The 2,677-nt window shown below is 71.8% G+C and carries 3 protein-coding genes; all 3 read right to left on the bottom strand.

The window, feature by feature from the left end; genetic code table 11:
* The coding region (locus ETD83_RS41090; RefSeq protein WP_171064734.1) for an MMPL family transporter at positions 1 to 993 on the bottom strand (993 nt) is incomplete at its 3' end.
* Between the two features lie 139 nt (positions 994 to 1,132).
* Positions 1,133 to 1,696, bottom strand: a complete 564-nt coding sequence (locus tag ETD83_RS41085; RefSeq protein WP_138650647.1) for a winged helix-turn-helix domain-containing protein — start codon at positions 1,694 to 1,696, stop codon at positions 1,133 to 1,135.
* Positions 1,697 to 1,809: 113 nt separating this feature from the next.
* Entirely contained in the window at positions 1,810 to 2,487 is a 678-nt protein-coding gene (locus tag ETD83_RS41080) for an ABC transporter ATP-binding protein (RefSeq protein WP_138650646.1), read from the bottom strand.
* Positions 2,488 to 2,677 lie beyond the last annotated feature (190 nt).

The following is a 2,677-nucleotide window of genomic DNA, read 5'->3' as shown; positions in this document are numbered from 1 at the left end:
TCCGAAGATGACGAGGAGGGCGGGCAGCAGGGTCATCACGACGACCAGTCCGGCGAGGACGCCGATGGCGCCGATCGGGCCGAGCGCGTAGTTGAAGCCCATGTTGGCGGCGAGCAGGCAGAGGAGGCCGAGCGAGACCGTCGCGGCGGACGCGACGATCGGGGCGGCGGCGTGGCGGAGCGCGATCGCCATCGCCCGGTGGCGGTCGGGGTGGCGGCGCAGTTCCTCGCGGTAGCGGGCGAGGAGGAGCAGCGCGTAGTCGGTCGAGATGCCGAACACGAGTGCGTTGAGGATGGTGGACATGCCGTCCGCCACGTAGAGGCCGGCGTGCTCGCCGAGCAGGTAGACGACCGCGTTCGCCACCTGCAGCGCGATGGCCGCGTTCACGATCGGCAGCAGCCACAGGATCGGGCTGCGGTAGGTGAGCAGCAGGACGGCCGTGACGACGAGGATCGTGATGATGAAGATCGGCTTGTCGATGTTCTCGAAGGCGTCGCCGACGTCGAGCGCGGAACCCGCGGGACCGGTCAGGCGGATGTCGAGGCCGTCGGGTGCGCCGGCGCGGGACTGGTCGCGGAGGCTCCGGGCCTTGTCGTCGAGGGTGTCGTCGTCCGGCAGCGCGACGTTCAGCATGAGCGCCTTGCCGTCGCCGGACGCCTGCGGCGGCGCGATGGGCCGGGCGGCGAGGGGGGCGAGCGCGCGGCGGTCGGTCTCGGCCTTCGCGCGGTCGGCGGGCGTGATCCCCGAGGAGCGGGCGTAGACGACGATGCCCGGGGCCAGCTCCCCGCCGGGGAAGCGCGGGGTCAGCTCCTCGACCTTCGTGGACTGGGCGCCGCGCGGGAGTTCGGCGGACGCCTTCCCCTCGACGACGTCCGGCAGGCTGCTCGCGGCCGGGACGGCGAGGACGGTGATCGCGACCCAGAGCAGCAGCACCGCCCATTTCAGCAGGCGGCCCCGCGGCGCGGCCGATCGGTGTTTGCGTGAGAGCAGCATGGAGTGCTCTCCTTTCCGTGGGGTTCGTTGTCGCGTGGAGAACACGCCGTTCGGCGTGGTGATGCGGGCCTCGCCCGTCCGGGCCGCCGAGGGGCAACTCGGCGGCCCGGACTTCCGGACCGGTGTGGCGGCCGGGTCGTCAGACCTCGGGGAACGCCAGGAATCTGGCGTGGAAGGTGCGGGCGTCCGGCGGCGGGTCGTCGTCGGAGCGCTTGTAGCGGTAGAGGAGCGCGATGTACTCCTCGAAGAAGGGCCGGATCTCGTCCGGCCTGAGCGTGACGGTGGCGAACGAGAAGAGCAGCGCGTCCGCCCACGGCTCGCCGAGACGGTCGCGTTCACGCTGGAAGCGGGCGAGCATGTCCATCTCGTTCGCGAACTCCAGGCGCGTCAGCTCCTCCACCGCCCGGCGCAGCTCCGGGGACTGCTCGCTGCGCGGGGGCAGCCGCCGGTCGGCGGGCACCTCCCGCCACCAGCGCTCCCGTCCGCGCGCCAGTTCCGGCGCCTCCTCGATGAACCCGTGCTTGGCGAGCTGCCGCAGGTGGTAGCTCGTCGCGCCGGTGCTCTGGCCGAGCTCGCGGGCGAGGGTGGTGGACGAGACCGGACCGCGCCGCATGATCTCGGCGATCCGCTGCCGCAGCGGGTGCGCGAGCAGCCGCACCTGCCGCGGATCGGTGATCGTCTCAGGCGGCGGTCGTTCCTTCATGCCTTGGACCGTAGAAGTTGCAAAGGCCCTTTGCAACGGTTCTTTGCAATGTTCACCGGAGAGGGGGAGGGACTGCGACCTGAGAGGGAGACCTGAGAGGTGCCGCCTCACTCTCAGGTCTGGTCGAGGACGCGGCCGTCGGTGAGGGTGATGACGTGGTCGGCGTGCGCGGCGGCGGACGGGTCGTGGGTGACCATGACGATCGTCTGGCGCATCTCGTCCACGGAGCGGCGCAGGAACGCGAGGACCTCGGCGCCGGAGCGGGAGTCGAGGTTGCCGGTCGGCTCGTCCGCGAAGATCAGCTCGGGGCGTCCGGCGAGGGCGCGGGCGCAGGCGACGCGCTGCTGCTGGCCGCCGGAGAGCTGGGCCGGACGGTGCGAGAGCCGCTCGCGGAGGCCGACCGTGTCGATGACCTCGTCCAGCCAGGCCGGGTCGAGCCCGCGGCCCGCGATGTCGGCGGGGAGCGTGATGTTCTCCAGCGCGGTCAGGGTCGGGACGAGGTTGAACGCCTGGAACACGAAGCCGATCCGGTCGCGGCGAAGCCGGGTGAGGCCGCGGTCGTCCAGGCCCGTGATCTCGGTGCCGCCGATGTGCACGCGGCCCGAGTCGGGCGAGTCGAGCCCGGCCATGACGTGCATGAGCGTCGACTTGCCGGACCCGGACGGCCCCATCACCGCGACGAACCGCTCGCGGGGGATGCCGACCGTGACGCCGTCCAGCGCGGTCACGCGGGCGTCGCCCGTCCCGTACAGCTTGCGCACGCCTTCGGTCCGTGCGGCGAACTCGGTCACGTGGGTGCCCCTTTCCGTCCTCCTCGATTGGAGCGGAGGGCGTGCGGGGCGCGGCAGCGCCGGACGGAGCGAGCCGGTGCCGAAAGTCGTGGCCTCTGGTGGAAGCGGTGCGACTTTCGGAGGGGCCGTGCGCCCTTGGCTGATCGGCACGTCTGTGGTCAACTAAAATCACTGGGGAACGGGTGGGAGG

Source organism: Actinomadura soli (genome assembly GCF_005889715.1).
Taxonomy (GTDB): domain Bacteria; phylum Actinomycetota; class Actinomycetes; order Streptosporangiales; family Streptosporangiaceae; genus Spirillospora; species Spirillospora soli.
Note: the sequence above shows the minus strand (reverse complement) of the source record. Positions and strands in the feature narration are given on the sequence as shown.